We start from the raw sequence: 18,336 nt of genomic DNA, 5'->3' as shown, positions 1-18,336 counted from the left end.
TTAAAATGACTGATAAGTCAAACAAAAACACCTTTAAATTTAGCCAAAAATTCGGTATAGTGAAACGGTATTTTTGCAAAATCCCACAGGAGATTTTATGATTTATCAAGGAAAATCCATACAAGTCAGCCGACTAGACGGCGACATTGTCAAATTTCATTTTAATAATGAAACAGAATCGGTCAATAAATTTGACCAAGCCACCAATGCTGAGTTCAAAGAAGCCGTAACTGCCTTGGAGCAGGATACGAGCATTAAGGGCTTGATTGTAACCTCAGGCAAAAAGGTCTTTATCGCAGGGGCGGATATTACCGAGTTTGTCGGTTATTTTAAAAAGCCCCAAGAAGAATTGGAAAATTGGCTACTTGACATTAACAGCGTATTTAACCGTTTTGAAGATTTGCCATTTCCTAAGGTGTCGGCTATCAATGGTGTGGCGTTGGGCGGTGGGTGCGAGATGACCCTTGTCTGTGAGTACCGTGTCATGGGGCAGTCGGCTCAAATTGGTTTGCCTGAGACCAAGCTCGGTATTTTCCCGGGGTTTGGTGGGTCGGTGCGTACGCCACGCATTATCGGCATTGACAACGCCTTAGAACTCATCGCCACAGGCAACCCCCTAAAACCTAATGATGCCTTAAAAGTGGGCTTGGTGGACGCTGTCGTGGCGGACGAGAGCGTGGAGCAGTCGGCTTTGGATTTGGTGAAAAAGTGCATAAATGGCGAGCTTGACTGGCAAGCCAAACGTGCTGAGAAGTTAGAACCTGTCAAATTAAACAAAACCGAGCAGGCAATGGCGTTTAACTCTGCCAAAGGCGTGATTTTTGCCAAGGCAAACCCCAAGCATTATCCTGCCGTTGCCCTTGCCCTAGATGCGATAGAAAACCACGTCAACTTGGGGCGTGATGAAGCGATTAAGATTGAAGCGACCAATTTTGCCAAATCCGCCAAAACCCCACAGGCAACCGCCCTTGTCGGTGTGTTCCTAAATGACCAACTTGTCAAAAAACAAGCCAAAAAATTCTCCCAAAATGCTCAAGATATCAATCTTGCAAGCGTGATAGGGGCAGGGATTATGGGTGGTGGCATTGCCTATCAATCTGCTGTCAAAGGTACGCCGATTATCATGAAAGACATTGGCAATGCCCAATTGGATTTGGGTATGCGTGAAGCCAATAAATTATTGACCAAACAGGTGGAACGTCAAAAAATTACCCCTGCTAAAATGGGTGAAACATTGGCTCGTATCCGTCCAACCTTGAGTTATGATGAATTTGCTGATGTGAATATCGTCATTGAGGCTGTAACCGAAAATCCTGCGATTAAAGAAAAAGTGCTTGCCGATGTGGAAAGTCGTGTTTCTGAAAATACAATTATCGCATCAAATACGTCCACCATTTCTATCACACGGTTGGCAAAATCGCTAAAACGCCCTGAGAATTTTGTGGGTATGCACTTTTTTAACCCCGTTCATCGTATGCCCTTGGTGGAGATTATCCGTGGCGAGCGGACGAGCGATGAAGCGGTGGCGATCACGGTTGCCCTTGCTCAAAAAATGGGCAAAACGCCAATTGTGGTCAATGACTGTGCAGGATTTTTGGTAAACCGTGTGCTGTTCCCTTATTTTGGGGCGTTTGATTTACTCATCAAACACGGGGCGGATTTTGTCAAGATTGATAAAGTCATGGAAAGATTTGGCTGGCCTATGGGGCCTGCCTATTTGCTTGACGTGGTGGGCATTGATACAGGTGTACACGCAAGTAGCGTTATGGCGGACGCATTCCCAGAGCGTATGAACCCTGACTATAAGACTGCCACGACCGTCATGTTTGAAAATAACCGTCTGGGTCAAAAAAATGGCGTGGGCTTTTATAAATATGAGCTTGACAAAAAAGGCAAGCCCAAAAAGAGCGTGGATACAACCACTTATGAGCTACTAAAAGCAGTGCAAGACGGCAGTAGCGATTTTGACGAGCAAGAGATTATTGACCGCTTAATGGTGGCGTTTTGTACTGAGACGGTGCGTTGCCTAGAAGACAACATCGTGGCAAGTGCAGGCGAGGCAGACATGGCAATGCTGATGGGGCTTGGTTTCCCACCGTTTCGTGGTGGGGCGTGTCGCTACATTGACCAAGTGGGCGTAAAAGAATTTGTCGCCTTGTGCGATAAATACGCTCATCTGGGTAAGGCGTACGAAGCTCCGCAAATGCTACGAGACATGGCAGAGCGTGGCGAGACGTTTTATCAGTAGGTGGCATATGGGCAGTTTACCACAGACGTATATTTCAGAACAAATGTACCTTGAACAGTATGCCAATGACGACACGCACCGTTATGAATACATTGACGGACAAGTGTACGCCATGGCAGGGGCGAGCCGTAACCACAACATTTTGACGGTAAATCTTGTATCGCTGTTAAAGGCACACCTAAAAGGCACGTCTTGCACGCCTTTTGTGTCGGATATGAAAGTCAAAGCCGATGAGCGGTATTATTATCCTGACGTGGTGGTGGACTGCTCAGACACCAAAGATAATATCTTGACCGAGCCTGTGCTTATCATGGAAGTGTTGTCGTCATCAACCGCCAACATTGACCGTTATGTCAAATTGCAAGACTACCAAAAAATCCCAACCCTACAAGAATACGTCTTGTTGGAGCAGGATTTTATGGTGGTTACGGTCTATCGCAAGGCGGACGATTGGAAAGCGAGCATTTATCAAAAAGATGATGACGTACCCCTTGATAGCATTGGGCTGACCTTGACCATGAAAGAAGTGTATGAGCAGGTCGCCATTAAGCCAATTTTAACCATTTTATAAGTTTAAGGAAAAAACCATGACAACCCTATCCCCAACAGACGTAGTGATTATAGACGGCGTACGCACCGCCATGGGCAAATCCAAAAACGGTATGTTCCGCAACGTGCGAGCCGAAACTTTATCGGCAGAGCTGATGAAAGCCCTAATCAAGCGAAATGATTTTGACCCCAATGACATCGAAGACGTAATTTGGGGCTGTGTCAATCAAACCTTGGAGCAAGGCTGGAACATCGCTCGCCACGCAAGCCTATTGGCAGGCATTCCAAAGCACGTGGCAGGACAAACAGTAAACCGCCTGTGTGGTTCGTCCATGCAAGCCCTACACACCGCCGCCGCCCAAATCATGACCCACCAAGGCGACATCTTTATCATTGGGGGCGTGGAGCATATGGGACACGTTGCCATGATGCACGGCGTGGACATCAACCCCAGTAGCTCAAAGCACATCGCCAAAGCGTCCAACATGATGGGACTGACCGCCGAAATGCTTGGGCGTATGAATGACATCAGCCGAGCCGAGCAGGACGAATTTGCCCTAGGTTCACACATCAAGGCAACCAAAGCCACCCAAGAAGGACGGTTTGACAAAGAAATCGTGGGCGTGGAAGGGCATGACGAGCAGGGCAATTTGCAGTTATGCACGGTGGACGAAGTCATTCGTTTTGATGCTAATATTGAGAGCCTACAAAAACTGAGACCCGTATTTGACCCTGTAAACGGCACGGTAACGGCAGGCTCATCGTCCGCCCTATCAGACGGTGCGTCCGCCATGCTCATCATGTCGGCAGGCAAAGCCAAAGAGCTTGGGCTAACCCCACGAGCGGTTATCCGCTCCATGGCGGTGGCAGGGTGCGATGCGGCGATTATGGGCTATGGTCCTGTCCCTGCCACGCAAAAAGCACTAAAACGAGCAGGGCTGTCTATCAATGACATTCAAACGGTGGAGCTAAACGAAGCATTCGCCGCCCAAGGCTTGTCGGTGCTAAAAGGCTTGGGGCTGTATGACAAGCAAGACATCGTCAATCACAATGGCGGAGCGATTGCCCTAGGACACCCGTTAGGCTGTTCGGGTGCGAGAATTACCACCACGCTTTTGAACGTCATGGAGCAACAAGACACCCAAATCGGACTTGCCACCATGTGTATCGGACTGGGGCAGGGGATTGCGACTGTGATTGAAAGGGTGTGATTGACCGATAAAAAACATCATAAGGGCGTAGCGATACGCTCTTATTTTTTGTGCTTTTGTGGCTAAACTGTGCTAAAATAAAAGGTTAAAAAATTTTTGGAAAAAACGTCATGCCCCTTGACATTATCAAAACTGCCATTACAATAATTCGCAATTCGCAATTCGCAATTCGCAATTCGCAATTCGCAATTCGCAATTCGCAATTCGCAATTCGCAATTCGCAATTCGCAATTCGCAATTCGCAATTCGCAATTAAGCCATAACCACGCCCAAAATCCCCAATTCATCAAAGGGGATTTGTCATGATTATCCAAAAACTTTTTGACCAAAATAGTCCTGTCCAAAACGAAAAACTTACCCTTTTAAAAGAGCATTTCCCCAACTGTTTTGATAAAGACGGTCATTTTTTACCTGAAAAAATGGCAAGCGAATTGCAATCATCAGACATTGTTAGCAGTCGTGAATTTTATCAATTAAATTGGCTTGGTAAATCCTATGCCCGTTATTTGCGTGATTGTCCACCCATTACCTTATTTGGCGAAAATCAATCGCACAATCAAGCTCCCCAAAATATCAATAGCCAAAACCTGCTTATCAAAGGCGATAATTTAGAAGTATTAAAACACCTAAAAAACGCCTATCAAAGAGCGGTAAAAATGATATACATAGACCCGCCCTATAATACAGGGTCGGACGGTTTTGTTTATCAAGATGACCGCAAATTCACGCCCGAGCAACTGGCACAGCTTGCCGATATGTCATTGGACGAAGCTAAGCGAGTGCTTGATTTTACTGCCAAAAAATCCAATTCGCACAGTGCCTGGCTAACCTTTATGTATCCCCGTCTTTATATCGCCCGTGAATTATTAAAAGATGACGGCGTGATATTTATTAGCATTGATGATAATGAACAAGCCCAATTAAAATTATTATGTGATGAAATATTTGGGGAGGAGAATTTTATTGCTCAATTTATTATTAATTCTAACTCATCAAAAAACAATTCAAAACATGTTTCGGTTTCTCATGAATATATGTTTTGTTATGCAAGAGAAAAAAATAATTTAGATGATGAATGGAGAGTTGAAAAATTACAAGTAAAAGCCTACCAAGCCAAAGCAAAGCAATTATTAAAGATGAATTTATCTGAAGAAGAAATTCATCAAGAATTATTGCAATTGGTTAAATACCCACGATTTTATGATTTTGACCATTTTACTTTTGCAGATGATAAAGGTGTGTATGAATCAGATAATTCTGGTGGTGTAGAAAATGGAAATTTTGATACACAAATTTTGCACCCGATCACAGGTAAGCCATGTGCTATGCCTAGCGGTGGTTGGCGTTATAAAGATGATACCTTGAAAAAAATGATAACAGAAGGAGATATTATTTTTGGAGTGGACGAATCAATAATACCAAGAGTTAAAAGATACTTACATGATTATACAGAACAAATTCCTAAATCAAATGTTTATTTTGATTCGCAGTCCACAACCAAATGGTTGAAGTCAATAGGCATCCCTTTTTCTTTTCCAAAGGCAATTGAGCTTATCAAACATTTTATTCTCATCGGTACTGATGAGAATGATTTTGTAATGGATTTTTTTGCTGGAAGTGGCACAACGGCACATTCCACAATGCAATTAAATGTTGAAATGAAACATAATCGTAAATTTATTTGTGTCCAATTACCTGAAAATCTAGATGAAAACTTAAAAAATGCTAATTCTACCGAAGAAAAAAAATCTATCAAGAAAATGATTGATTGGACAGATAAACAAAATAAGCCACACAATCTCTTTGAAATTACCAAAGAACGTATTATCCGCTCCGCCCAAAAAATACAAAGTGAAAATCCCGATTATACAGGCGATTTGGGATTTAAAATTTTTGAGACGGTGGATAACTTTTTGGTGATTGATGATAATGAGATAAATCCACAAACTGCCTTGCCTGATTTATTTAGCCATACATTTAGCGATGATGAATACCACACACTTTTGACGACATGGCGAGTATATGACAGTCATGTTTTGACAGATAAAGTACAAAGTATTGATTTGGTAGATTATACTGCTTATTTATGCGATAAAACCTTATATATTCTTTATCCTGATTTTGGTAGCGGTCATATTAAAGCCTTACTGGATAAATTGGATAATGACAAATCATTTTTGATAGAGCGGATTGTATTATTTGGGCTTAGTGTGGACAGTGCCAAACAAAAAGAATTGGCACAGGCATTAACAACGTATAATAATAAAAAGAACCTAAACATTCATTTGGTGGTTAGAGTGCTATGAAAAAAGGCTTTCATTATGAAAAAAACTTGCCACACCAAATCGGGGCGGTAAATGCGGTATTAAGTGTTTTTGATAATGTTTATAAAAAAGACAATGACAGGGGAGAAAATCCCACATTGTCTTTTGTGGGCGAGCGTTATAAAAACAACATTCATCAAATCCAATCAGACAATCAAATTGACAAATCGCCTGATTATAGCAATGTCTTAGACATTTCTATGGAGACAGGCACGGGCAAAACTTATACCTACACCCAAACCATGTATGAATTGCACAAAAGATTGGGTATTTATAAATTTGTGATTGTCGTGCCGACTTTATCCATTAAAGCAGGGACACAGCAGTTTTTAAAATCGGACGCTTTAAAAAATCATTTTAGATTGGATTTTAATTTGGAATATGGACAAGCTGAAATTGAGCTGTATGTCGTAGAAAGCCAAAAAACCAAAAAGGGCAAACGCACAAATCCCATGCCAAGCGAGATTGTGCGATTTGTACAAGCCGATAATGCCCAAAAAATTCATGTGTTATTATTAAATATGGGTATGGTCAATAGCAAAACCATGAAAGGCGAAGACAATGGCAATGACGGCAGTATTTTATTAAAAGATAAATTTGATAAGCCTTTTGAAGCGATTGGTTCGGTCAATCCGATATTGATTATTGATGAACCACACCGATTTGATGATAATAACAAAACATGGCAGTCATTATTAAATCTAAATCCCCAATACATATTGCGGTATGGGGCGACATTTAATGATAGATTTAAAAATTTGATTTATCGGTTAAGTGCCATTGACGCTTTTAATCAAGATTTGGTCAAAGGCGTGATTGCCCATATCACCGACATTCAAGGCGATGACGGCACAAAAATAAAATTGGTGGAGAGTAATAATAATCAGGCGGTTTTTAAATTGATAGAAAACAAAAAACTAACTCAAAAATTTACTCTAAATAAAGGCGAGAATTTACAAAAAATTCATCATCATATTGATGAGTTGTACCTGCAAGACTTAAAATCAGGCAGGGTTATATTAAGTAATGGCACAGAATTAAAAACGGGTGATAAAATAAACCCTTTTTCTTATGCCAATACGGTATTTCATGCCATGATAAGACAAGCGGTAAAGGTGCATTTTGAAACCGAAGAAGCATTATTAAATCGTGTGGATAAAATTAAGCCCTTGACCTTATTTTTTATTGATGACATTAAAGGGTACCGAGACGGCGATGATGTTGTGGGGAGTTTAAAAAGCAATTTTGAAATGATAGTCAAAGACGAAGCCAAAAAAGCCCTAGAAAAGGCGATGATTGGCACCGATTTTTATCGTTCCTTGCAAATGGTGTTGGCGGACGTATCGGCAACGCATGGCGGTTATTTTTCAAAAGATAACAGCAGTGATGATGAAAAAATCGCCAAAGAAATTGGCGAGATTTTGCACGATAAAGAAAGTTTGTTGTCATTGGACAATCCACGCCGTTTTATTTTTTCAAAATGGACACTTCGTGAAGGGTGGGATAATCCCAATGTATTTGGGATTTGTAAATTGCGTTCTAGCGGTTCAGAAACGAGTAAATTGCAAGAAGTGGGGCGGGGGCTAAGATTGCCTGTCAATGAATTTATGAGCCGTGTTAAGGATACTGATTTTAAATTAAATTATTTTGTGGATAGCAGTGAACGTGATTTTGTCGCACAATTAAAAGCGGATATTAATAAAACTGCCGAGCGTGAAATAATACCTGTGGTATTTGATGATAATTTATTTGAAAAAATAAAATCAGCTTATCCAGATGTTAAAAGACGGATATTGATAAATGAATTATATGAACTTGGGCTAATTGATGACGATGATAACTTATTGGCAGGAGCGTATGAGACAATCAAACAAAAATTCCCCAATGCCTTTAATTATAATACCTTAAAACAAGGCAAAATAGCAAGTAGTGATGATAAACAAAAAACCAAAGTCGCCATGCGTACGGGCAAATACGATGAATTAAAATCCTTGTGGGAGGCGATAAATCAAAAGGCGATTTTGCAATATCAGATGAATGAGCAGGAAATTTTGGCTTTATTGGTGGATTTTTTGGGTCAAAATAAAGCAAAATTTACCATGACGGGCATTAGTACAAAAACCCAAGAGATGATAAAAACAACAGATAAACTCATTGATTTTAAAACCAATGAAAGCATAGAAAATACATTATTTGAGCCGATTGTTACTTTAAATTATCGTCAATTTTTACAAAAACTTTCTCAAAAATCCTATGTTAAGATGACGACATTGCACCAAGCATTTTTTGCATTAAAAAATGACATTACCATTGATAAATTTATGAATGATGAGACGGTAAGAATGATTGATAAAGGGTTTAATGATTATTTGTTGAAACATTCTTTAAATAAATTTGAAATCGGCTATCAAAAAATCAGCAATCAAATCCACCCAACCAAACTCACCGACAAAAACGGCTTGCCTTTGCCTGAGATTGATATTAATCAAGATTGGGGTGTACTGACCGATAACAAACCTTTTGAGAGTTTTTTGTTTGAGCGAGTGTTTTTTGACAGTAATATTGAAGGTCAAAACGTAACCGCAGAAGACGTGCAAGAAGTCGTTGTTTTTACCAAAATTCCCAAAAACGCCATAAAAATCCCTGTGGCAGGTGGGGAGACTTATTCGCCTGATTTTGCTTATATCGTCAAAACCGCTAAGGGCGATGTACTAAACTTGGTGCTAGAAAGCAAAGGCGTAAAAGATAAAGACGAGTTACGCCAAAGAGAAAATCATAAAATCAGACACGCCGAGCGGTGGTTTAATGCCATGAATGAGCAAGGGGCGATGAGCGTGCGATTTGTTACGCAGTTTGAGAGTGATAGAGTGGTGGATATTATTAAGGGGGTTTTAAACGGGTAGCGTATTTGAGGTGTCTTGCACCCCACCCCAAATTCTGATATGATAAGCGTTATTATTTCCATTACTTTTTGGAGCTTATTATGACGCTAAAACCTTTACTTTTGGCTTTGACAGCCACCCTTGCCCTAACCGCCTGCCAAAAGCCTGCCGAACCAAAAGCTGAACAGCCTGCCCAAACCGAACCCAAAGCCGAGCAATCTGCCGAACCTGCCAAAACCGAACAAACTGCCAAGTCCGCCCAAGTGGATTTATCTGCCGAAACGGCTGAATACAAACAATGGGTAGAAGGGCAAATTGACAATCTGCTTGCCGATACCGAAAAATTTGTCGCCTTTTTAAAAGAAGGCAAATTGGACGAAGCCAAAGCGATTTATCCACTTGCTCGTATGTATTTTGAACGCAGTGAGCCGATTGCCGAGAGTTTTGGCGACCTAGACCCACGCATTGACAACCGTGAAGCCGACCTTGAACAAGGCGAAAAATGGACGGGCTTTCACGCCATTGAAAAAATCCTATGGACGCAAAACACCACCAAAGGCACCGAGGAGCTTGCCGACCAGCTTATCGCTGATATTAAAGAGCTAAGAGCCAAAATCCCCACCGCCGAAGTTACGCCAGAGCTTATGATTCAAGGTTCGGTGGATTTGTTGAATGAAGTTTCTACCACCAAAATCACAGGCGAGGAGGAGATTTTTTCAAAAACCGACCTTTATGACTTTAAGGCAAATATTGAAGGGGCAGAAAAGATTTTTGAAATTTTAAAACCCAAACTTACCGCCAAAAATCCTGAACTGGTCAAGACCTTAGAGGAGCGATTTAAAGCGGTGAATGATTTGTTGGATAAATACAAAGTGGGCGACAAGGATTATAAGCCTTATACCGACCTAACCCCCGAGAACACCAAAGAGCTTGCCGAGGCGGTGAACAAACTTGGTGAACCACTTGGGCAAATGGGCATTGTCATGGAATAATCCACAAGCCACAAAAAGCACCGATAAGATATGGGTGCTTTTTGTATTTTGGTGATAAATTTCCAAAAGAATGTATAAGCCATTGTTATCTTAACTTAAAATGATAACTTATTGATTTTTAATAATTATTTTTGGTCGTAGGGGCGAATTGCAATTCGCCCTGACAAACTTTATTAAATGTTGGGTTTTTTGGCTACAAACGATGACAAAAGGAGCAATCATGACCAACCGCCGAGCTTTTTTGGGAAAAATGGGAGCGACCGCCTTGATTGGGGCAGGGGCATTGACCGCTTGCAACAACGCCCAAAACCAAACCACCGCCCCCACCGCCAAGGGCAATCCTGATAGCCAGACACCGCCCAACCCATTTGCTAAGATGACTTATGAGTTTTATGGCAAGCACCAAGCAGGCATTACCACGCCCGTTCAGCACCATGCGTATTTTTTGGTGGCGGAGTTACACAGCACCAATGTTGATGAGATTCGTCAAATGTTTAAGGATTGGACGGAGTATTCTGCTAAATTAACCCAAGGCAAAAACATCAAACCCTACGACAAAAATCCCCACCTACCGCCTGCCGACACAGGCGAGGCGGACAGTTTGGGGGCGTATGGACTGACCTTGACGTTTGGGATAAGTCCGTCATTTTTGGAGAAATTGGGTTTGTCGGACAAGGCACCGCCAGAGTTTAGCGACTTGCCCAAATTCCCCCGAGACCAAATCCGCCCTGAGTTGTCAGGGGGCGATATTTGCATACAGGCGTGTAGCGAGGACCCGCAGGTCGCCTTTCATGCTGTGCGTCAGCTTGTCCGCCAAGCCCGTTCGCTCATTACGATGAAATGGTCGCAGTCAGGCTACAACAGCTTTGATAATGGGGCGGATACCCCACGCAATCTGTTTGGCTTTAAGGACGGCACCGCCAACAAAACCACGCTGGACGATACCGACAAATGGCTGTGGGCAAAAGGCTCGGACAAGACTGCTTGGTTTGACGGTGGGACGTATCTTGTGGCACGGATTATCCAAATGCACTTGGAGACGTGGGACAGAACGAGCCTAGTCGGACAAGAAGACACCTTTGGCAGACACCGAGACACGGGGGCGAGCATTGGCAAAACGGGCGAGTTTGATGACTTTGATGTCAATGAAAAAGACGATAAGGGTAACCTTGTCATCGCCGAGCCGACTCACATGGGGCTTGCCAAACGCACGGGGCTACAAATGCTTAGACGGTCGTTTTCGTACAGTAGCGGTATTGATGTCAAGACAGGGCAGTTTAATGCAGGACTACTTTTTATCTCTTTTCAAAAATCGCCCATGCAGTTTAGTGTGATTCAAAACGCCTTTGGCAATACCGACAAAATGACCGAATACACCACGCATATTGGTAGCGGACTGTTTGCGTGTTTTGGTGGGGTAAGGCAAGGCGAGTATTTGGGGCAGAGGTTGTTTGAGGGTTAAATTTATTGAAAAATAGGCATTGTTCAATAAAGGTATATTTGGTATTGTTAATTGAGTATACTTTTCTAGAAAGCCGTTCGTGGTGAGCTTGTCGAACCATAACGGTTTTCCTAGACTTCGACAAGCTCAGTCCGAACGGAAAACCTTAAAATCTATCTTTATTTAACAATACCGTATATTTTAAAATCTGGACGTGTAGGGGCGAACACAACGCCCAAAAATCAGCACTTTAACAGGGCAAATGTAATTTTCCCCTACAAAACCGCCCAAAAGTATCGTCAATTAACAATGCCGAAAATATAAGGGTAATTTATTTACCCCAATCCTTAAAATCCGATAAATCATTTGTAGGTTATTTAAAAAGGCAAAACAATGAAACTTTATAAATCATTATCCATTTTTCTGCTTTTCTTTATTTGTCTTTTTGCCAATGTCTCTTATGCCGATGACAATGCCAAAGTAAACTTTACGCCATTATTTACCCCATTGTCGGATGCCATGGGAGCGGTAAAACAAAACAATGCCAAACAAGCCACAGATGATTTGGTTATCATAGAAAAAGAATTAAATAATATCGGCAAAGACACCAACCGCCAAAGCACTTTATATCAAGAAACACTCACCGCCTTAAATCAAGCCAAAGCCAATCCCAATAATGACACGCTAAAAGAGCTATCCATAAAACTCTATGCTTATGAAAAAGAGCAAAACCCCGTGGATTATAGCGTCAAACGCCGTCAATTTGCCAAAAATATCACGCCTGTATTAAATCAATTGGATACCGCCATTCAAGAAATGGGGAAAGGTGGTGATATTGAAAAAGTCAAATCAGTTTATCAAAATTTTAATAAAACATGGGTCGCCAATGAAAGGGTGGTAAGAAATACCAGCATGGCTCATTATGGCAAAATAGAAACCGCCATGGCAATGATACGAGTGGGAGCAGAAAATAATCCGCCCAATGTTGCCATGATGACGGATAATATGGCAATGTTAAAGGCAACAATTGACAGTTATAATCAAGGTGATGAATTAACCGAAGTTAAAAATGACAAAGTAGATTTGGCGTATGGGGTAGAATTATTAAAACAAGGTTTAACCGCTTTTAAAAATAATGATAAAGCAGTTGCCCAAGCCAAATTGGGCGAATTTATCCAAATTTGGGCGAGCATTGAGGGCGATGTGCGTACCCGAGATGCCAAGCTGTATGCCGAGATAGAAAGCGATGTGCCTGTGATTATGGCAAAGGGCGACAAGCCAAGTGTGGATAAATTGGCAAATTTAATAGAACGCTTGCAAGCGATTAACCCACACGCCCGCTATTCGTGGGTGGATTCTATGCTGATTTTGCTCCGTGAGGGGCTTGAAGCCTTGCTCATTGTCATGGCACTTTTGACCGCCTTGACGGTGGCAGGACAACCCAAAGACAAAAAATGGGTCATGGCAGGGGTCGGCACAGGACTGGTGGCGAGCCTTGTTGGTGCGTGGGCGTTGGTGCGACTGTTTCCTGCCCTAACGTCAGGTGCGAACCGTGAGGCGTTGGAGGGGGCGGTCGGTATCGTGGCGGTCGTCATGATGATGGGCGTGGGGGCGTGGCTACATTCTAAATCGTCCGTCAAGGCATGGAATGCCTATATTAATAAGCACATGGGCGTGGCGTTATCCACAGGGAGCATGGCAGGGCTGTTTGGCTTGGCGTTTTTGTCAGTGTTTCGGGAGGGGGCGGAGACGGTGCTGTTTTATGCAGGGATTTTGCCAAGCATTGCCATGAGTGAGTTTGTGCTGGGGATAGCGGTGGCGTTGGGTGTGCTGGCTGTGGTGGCAGTTGTCATGGCAAAAACGTCTGTTAAATTACCCATTCCGTTATTATTTAAGGTCTTAACGTGGCTGATTTATGCCTTAGGATTTAAGATTTTGGGCGTGAGCATTTCGGCATTGCAACTGACAGGGCATTTGCCCCGAGACGTGGTAGATGTGCCTAGCGTGGCGTTTTTGGGGATTTATCCGAGTGTACAAGGCTTGGCGGTGCAGGCGGTGTATGTGGCGGTGGTGGTGATTTTGGCGGTGTGGGCAAGGCAAAAAATGGTATAATCAAAAAGAGTTTCTTGGTTTGTCTGATGTCTTATTTTTACCGAGAAGTAACAATGTAATATTTGGCATGTGCTAAAATACACACCCCTTTTCTTATCTTTTATTCTATGTTATTAGCCATTATTGCGATGATTGTCGGCATTGCCTTGCTTGTGTATAGTGCCGAGTTTTTTATTGAAGGGTCATCTAGTATCGCCCTAAAATTTGGCATGCCCAAACTACTGGTGGGCATGCTTGTGATTGGTATCGGCACGTCCGCCCCTGAGATAGTCGTGTCGGTGCTATCCGCCCTAAACGGAGCCCCTGGTTTGGCACTGGGTAATGCGTACGGCTCAAACATCACCAACATCACGCTTGTACTGGGTGCGACAGCGTTGGTAAGTCCTTTGTTTATCCAAAAATCCTTGGTCAAATCCGACTTTTTGATACTCATCGGCATTACCGCTTTGGCGATTTTTCAGTTGCTTGACGGACAAGTGAGTCGTCTGGACGGGGCGATACTCCTTGGGGCGTTGGCGGTGTTTTTGGCGTTTCAGATTTATATGGCAAAACTGGGCAAGTCCGCCAGTGATGATGTGCCTGACACGGTGGATTTTCGCATGGGTATGGCACTCGCCAAACTCGTCGGGGGCTTGGTGGTGCTGGTGCTAAGTTCACGCCTTGTGGTGTGGGGGGCGGTGGAGATTGCCAAAATCGCAGGGCTGTCCGAGCTTATCATCGGTCTTACCATCGTGGCGGTGGGTACGAGCTTGCCTGAGCTGGTCTCATCCATCATCGCCGCACGCAAGGGCGAAGATGAAATGGCTTTGGGTAACGTCATTGGCTCAAACATCTTTAACACCCTAGCGGTCGTGGGCATTCCTGCACTCATCATGCCCATGACGGTGGCTCGTGAAGTGGTGAGCCGTGATATGATTGTCATGGGTGGGGTGACAGGACTGTTGTTTATTCTGTGTCTGTTTGCCGTGCGTGGCAGTCAAAAACTCGGGCGTGGCGTGGGTGCGGTGCTGTTGTCTATCTTTGTGGGTTATACGATATGGCTGTTTGTGGGTGGTTAAACCATGCTTGGTATAAAAAACGACCATACATGTGATGGTCGTTTTTATTGGGTGTCAGATGACCTTACTAAACCGTCCGCTGTGCTTTTGGGTTAGGTATTCATCAAAGACCATTGCCACGTTACGCCCCAGTATCCGCCCTTTGGGTAGGATTTGTACGCCCGCCTCATCGATAAAGACAAGCCCGTCTTCTGCCATTTGGTGTAGGTTTGCCAGCTCCAGCTCAAAATAACGGCGACTGTCAATGCCAAATCGCTCATCAATATCAGCAAAGTCCAAGCGGTCATGGCATAATAAGTTCATGATGACATAACGGCGAAGTTTGTCTTTGTCATCTGCTTTGATGTGCTTGATGGCAGGGAGCGTGCCGTCATTAATGCGTGCCTGATATTCTTTTAAATCAGTGGGGTTTTGTAGGATATGCTCGCCAATCTGACTGATACTGCTCACCCCAAATGAGAGCAGGTCGCACTCGCCTAAGATGGCATAGCCTTGAAAGTTGCGATGGAGCTTGCCTTGGCGTTGGGCGATTGCCATGTCATCATCAGGGCGAGCAAAATGGTCAATGCCAATATACTGATAACCTGCGTCCGTGAGTGCCTTGATGGTGTTGCCAAACATGGTGAGCTTGTTGGCAGGACTGGGCAGGTCGTCATCTTTGATACGGCGTTGGGCGGTGAATCGTTCGGGCAGATGGGCGTAGTTAAACACCGATAAGCGGTCAGGGGCTAGGGCGATGATTTTGGCGACCGTGTCCGCCATGCTCGCCACACTCTGATGGGGCAAGCCATAAATCAGGTCAATATTAATCGAGCCAAAGCCCAATTCTCTGGCTTCACGCATGACCGCCTGCACCATGCTGTGGGGCTGTACACGGTTCACGGCTATCTGTACGGTCTCGTCCAAATCCTGCACCCCAAATGATAAGCGATTGACCCCCAGCGAGCGTAAGACCGCCAAAGTCGTCTGTCTAAGCTCTCGTGGGTCAATCTCTACCGAATAATCTCCATCATCAGCAAAGTCAAATTCATCTTGTAAAAACCGCCACAATATGGTTAGCTCATCATCACTTAAAAAGGTTGGTGTACCGCCCCCCAAGTGGACTTGTTTGACTTTTGCATTGCCGTTTAGCAGGGATTTTTTATGGCGAATTTCTCTAAACAGATAATCCAAATAATCGCCCGAGTCGCTGTTTTTCTTGGTGATGATTTTGTTACAGCCACAGTAGTAGCACAGATGACGGCAAAAAGGGATATGAATGTAGAGCGATAGGGGGATGGCAGGGTCTTTTTGCTGTAAAATGCTCGTCTCCACACCGTCTAGAATGGGGGCGAACTCTAAGGCGGTCGGATAGGACGTGTAACGAGGGCCTTGACGGTTGTATTTTTGAATCAAGGCTTCATCAAAGCTGACTTGGCTAAAATGGTGCATGGCGGTTGTCAATAAATGGGTATTGGAATGTTATTATAACCGTTTGAGTGGTGCGAGACAATAATACTTTTGGGGATTGATGTCGCCAAAGGGCATGAAAAGCACGCCCAACAAAACCATTGTTTTAAAAATGCCAAATCGATGCGGATTTGGGCTGATTGGTAAATTTATTCAATAAGTAAAAACAAAACCCCAAAACAAAAGTTCTGGGGTTTTTAAGCAAGCTGTTAGCTTAGGCTAGGGCAGATTTTGCTTTTTCGCAGATTGCCGTGAACGCTACTGCGTCATGCATGGCGATGTCTGCTAGGATACGGCGGTCAATCTCAATGCTTGCCTTTTTAAGACCATTGATAAGACGGCTGTATGACAGACCATTTAGACGAGCACCTGCATTGATACGAGCAATCCACAGACGGCGGAAAGAGCGTTTTTTGTTACGGCGGTCTCTATATGCATATTGACCTGCCTTCATTACCGCTTGCACGGCAACACGATACACACGAGAGCGTGCACCATAGTAACCTTTTGCACGAGCCAAGACTTTTTTATGACGGCGGTTAGCCTGTACACCACGTTTTACACGAGCCATTATATTCTCCTAGATATTAAATGTATGGGCACATACGGCGGATTGATGGAACGTCAGCGACGTGAACCATGACGCAACCACGCAATTGGCGGATACGCTTAGGAGATTTTTTGGTCAAAATGTGGCGTTTGAACGCTTGTTTGCGTTTAAAGCCGTTGGCGGTTTTTTTGAAACGCTTTGCCGCACCACGTTTGGTTTTTAGTTTTACTTTCATAAGTAGCCTCTTTATTAAAGGTTGGTAGACCAACCGATGAACCTTTTTGCCAATTTATTTAAAAATAAATAGCGGAAGGTGGGACGTACATTATAAAGGGTTTTTGGGTGGATTGCAAGATTTTGTGTGCAATTATTCTTGAAGTTCTTTATAATACCCCCTTTTATCCGCCAAAATCATGACCGACCAACTTCCCAAAAACGCCCTTATCAAGGCTCTACCCCCTGCCGTTCAGCGGTTTATCGCCCGCTTTTTTGTTACCCGTGCTTTTGTTTGGCTCATATCCATTGCCTTTACGCTGTTTGTGGGGGCGAGCAGTTTTTGGCTACTGATGGCACTATGGGTGCATAAGCCCTTTGGCGATGTGGGTACGCAAGTTTTTATGGTGTTTTGGGTATGTTTGGCAATGAGTTTAACGGGCTTTTTTATCACTCGGGCGATTTTTAGACGGCGGACGGATTTGGCGGTGTATCTTGTCTGCTTTGGCGTGGGGCTTGGGTGGTATTTTGGCATGGACGCAAAAAATGACCGCATTTGGCATGATGAAGTCGCCAAAATCATTCAATACGAAAAACAAGGCGATATCGTTACCCTGCACAATGTGCGTAATTTTCGCTGGTACGATAAAGACAAATATGACGTAAACTGGGAAACTCGCCAGTATAACCTGCAAGAGCTAGAAACTTTTGAGCTTATCATCTCCGATTGGGGCTTGGATAAAATCGTACACACGATGGCAAGTTTTGGCTTTAAAAATGGCGAAAAATTGAGCTTCTCTATTGAAATTCGTAAAGAGTCGCATGAGAGCTTTTCGGCGATTGGGGGATTTTTTCGCCAATTTGAGCTTGGGCTTGTGGTGGGTGATGAGAAGGATTTGATATACTCTCGCACCAACGTGCGTGGCGAAGATGTGTACATTTATCCTGTTGATTTATCAAAAGAAAGCGTGCGTGAGCTGTTTTTGCTTTATTTACAAAAAGGCGAGAGCCTAAACCATGAAGCCCGTTGGTATAATACGCTGATTAGTAATTGTACGACTTTGATTTTTGATATGATGGGGGAGATTGAGCGGATACCTGTGGATTATCGGGCGTTACTGGCAGGACTGTTGCCAGAATATCTGCACGATGAGCGGGCGATTGACACAAGCTACACGGTGGACGAGTGGCGGAAGATGGCACAAGCCAATCCTTATGTGGAGCATTTGCAAAAAACAGACATGGAGAGTCGTGAGTTTTCAAAACTTATCAGGCAGGGTTTGCCAAAGTAATAATTTTATTTTAAT

General features: G+C 43.5%; 13 protein-coding genes. 10 read left to right on the top strand and 3 right to left on the bottom strand.

Translation table 11 applies throughout. The annotated features are described in order from the left end of the window. The first annotated feature begins 97 nt into the window (after nt 1-97). The 9 genes from fadB to DX073_RS06315 all read left to right on the top strand — a co-directional run bounded on the left by fadB (nt 98) and on the right by DX073_RS06315 (nt 14,817). The gene (gene fadB, locus DX073_RS06355; RefSeq protein WP_115006715.1) at nt 98-2,248 is read left to right on the top strand and encodes a fatty acid oxidation complex subunit alpha FadB; all 2,151 of its coding nucleotides are present in this window, start codon (nt 98-100) and stop codon (nt 2,246-2,248) included. A gap of 7 nt (nt 2,249-2,255) precedes the next feature. Further along, nucleotides 2,256-2,819, top strand: a complete 564-nt coding sequence (locus tag DX073_RS06350) for a Uma2 family endonuclease (protein ID WP_115006714.1) — start codon at nt 2,256-2,258, stop codon at nt 2,817-2,819. Between the two features lie 16 nt (nt 2,820-2,835). Beyond that, on the top strand, nt 2,836-4,008 hold the full coding sequence (gene fadA, locus DX073_RS06345; RefSeq protein WP_115006713.1) for an acetyl-CoA C-acyltransferase FadA: 1,173 nt from the start codon (nt 2,836-2,838) through the stop codon (nt 4,006-4,008). 302 nt (nt 4,009-4,310) lie between these two features. After that, nucleotides 4,311-6,314 carry a site-specific DNA-methyltransferase gene (locus DX073_RS06340; protein ID WP_115006712.1) on the top strand — a complete coding sequence of 668 codons (2,004 nt, stop codon included), beginning with the start codon at nt 4,311-4,313 and terminating at the stop codon, nt 6,312-6,314. Then, nucleotides 6,311-9,235, top strand: a complete 2,925-nt coding sequence (locus DX073_RS06335; protein WP_115006711.1) for a type III restriction-modification system endonuclease — start codon at nt 6,311-6,313, stop codon at nt 9,233-9,235. The genes DX073_RS06340 and DX073_RS06335 overlap by 4 nt, the downstream gene beginning before the upstream one ends. Nucleotides 9,236-9,315: 80 nt before the next feature. Continuing rightward, nucleotides 9,316-10,206 (top strand): iron uptake system protein EfeO, encoded by an 891-nt coding sequence (efeO, locus tag DX073_RS06330; protein WP_115006710.1) that lies wholly within the window; start codon nt 9,316-9,318, stop codon nt 10,204-10,206. 220 nt (nt 10,207-10,426) lie between these two features. Beyond that, on the top strand, nt 10,427-11,668 hold the full coding sequence (gene efeB / locus DX073_RS06325; protein WP_115006709.1) for an iron uptake transporter deferrochelatase/peroxidase subunit: 1,242 nt from the start codon (nt 10,427-10,429) through the stop codon (nt 11,666-11,668). A gap of 372 nt (nt 11,669-12,040) precedes the next feature. Beyond that, nucleotides 12,041-13,759 carry an FTR1 family iron permease gene (locus DX073_RS06320; protein WP_115006708.1) on the top strand — a complete coding sequence of 573 codons (1,719 nt, stop codon included), beginning with the start codon at nt 12,041-12,043 and terminating at the stop codon, nt 13,757-13,759. Between the two features lie 107 nt (nt 13,760-13,866). Continuing rightward, nucleotides 13,867-14,817 (top strand): calcium/sodium antiporter, encoded by a 951-nt coding sequence (locus DX073_RS06315; protein ID WP_115006707.1) that lies wholly within the window; start codon nt 13,867-13,869, stop codon nt 14,815-14,817. A gap of 54 nt (nt 14,818-14,871) precedes the next feature. Here the strand turns inward: DX073_RS06315 and hemN are convergent, their stop codons facing one another. From hemN to rpmI, 3 genes are all read right to left on the bottom strand, one after another. Continuing rightward, on the bottom strand, nt 14,872-16,248 hold the full coding sequence (gene hemN, locus DX073_RS06310) for an oxygen-independent coproporphyrinogen III oxidase (protein ID WP_115006706.1): 1,377 nt from the start codon (nt 16,246-16,248) through the stop codon (nt 14,872-14,874). Nucleotides 16,249-16,480: 232 nt separating this feature from the next. Beyond that, a complete protein-coding gene (rplT, locus tag DX073_RS06305) occupies nt 16,481-16,837 on the bottom strand; it encodes a 50S ribosomal protein L20 (RefSeq protein ID WP_079325634.1) in 357 nt (118 codons plus the stop codon). A 16-nt stretch (nt 16,838-16,853) separates the two neighbouring features. After that, the gene (rpmI, locus tag DX073_RS06300; protein WP_029102391.1) at nt 16,854-17,051 is read right to left on the bottom strand and encodes a 50S ribosomal protein L35; all 198 of its coding nucleotides are present in this window, start codon (nt 17,049-17,051) and stop codon (nt 16,854-16,856) included. A gap of 178 nt (nt 17,052-17,229) precedes the next feature. Between rpmI and DX073_RS06295 the strand changes: the two genes are divergently transcribed. Beyond that, nucleotides 17,230-18,321, top strand: coding sequence for an Lnb N-terminal periplasmic domain-containing protein (locus tag DX073_RS06295; RefSeq protein ID WP_115006705.1), 1,092 nt, complete (start codon nt 17,230-17,232; stop codon nt 18,319-18,321). Nucleotides 18,322-18,336 lie beyond the last annotated feature (15 nt).

The sequence above is a fragment of the Moraxella lacunata genome, assembly GCF_900453205.1.
GTDB classification, from domain to species: domain Bacteria; phylum Pseudomonadota; class Gammaproteobacteria; order Pseudomonadales; family Moraxellaceae; genus Moraxella; species Moraxella lacunata_B.
Note: the sequence above shows the minus strand (reverse complement) of the source record. Positions and strands in the feature narration are given on the sequence as shown.